1 protein-coding gene is annotated in these 497 nt (G+C 52.9%); it reads right to left on the bottom strand.

Annotation, left to right across the window (positions count from 1 at the left end):
- Nucleotides 1-194: 194 nt before the first annotated feature.
- Nucleotides 195-497 (bottom strand): hypothetical protein (locus CA13_RS14405; protein WP_419194355.1); only part of this gene is annotated, 303 nt, incomplete at its 5' end.

Raw genomic sequence — 497 nt, 5'->3', positions numbered from 1 at the left:
ATCAAGGTCGATTGGCTTGCCGCATTCAGGGAAGCGTTCCATCTTGTGTCCGCCAACGGAAGGTTTTTACGACACCGCCCCAAACGAAGCGAACGATGCCTGAACTACGGTAAATTGTACCAAGGCCATGGCCCGTTGCCATAGAGCCAAGGTGTGCCCGAAGGGCCTCAGCGTAAAAACCATGTTGTGCGGCGTTACGATGCTCGGAATCGGTCGAGTGCATCACTGTATATTTCGCTCAATCGCAAACCGAATTTCTTACCGGAGAATTCACGGTCGTACCAGTTGATACCGTACTGCACCGCACTCAGCGAGTGTGGATCGCCAGATCGCAGGTAAAGAGGGATGTTTTCAGTTGCCTCCATGAGAGCCCAAACCTGCTTGCGGTCAATCTCGTTGTAAGTGCGAATGTGAATGGCGACGCGATGCAGTAGTTCGCAGTATGCAAAATGTTCGTCGGGTTCAACGGCGGCATGGTTCACTGTGTTCGTCCGCAC

Source organism: Novipirellula herctigrandis (assembly GCA_007859835.1).
GTDB lineage: Bacteria > Planctomycetota > Planctomycetia > Pirellulales > Pirellulaceae > Novipirellula_A > Novipirellula_A herctigrandis.
This window is presented reverse-complemented; position numbering and strand designations above follow the sequence as displayed.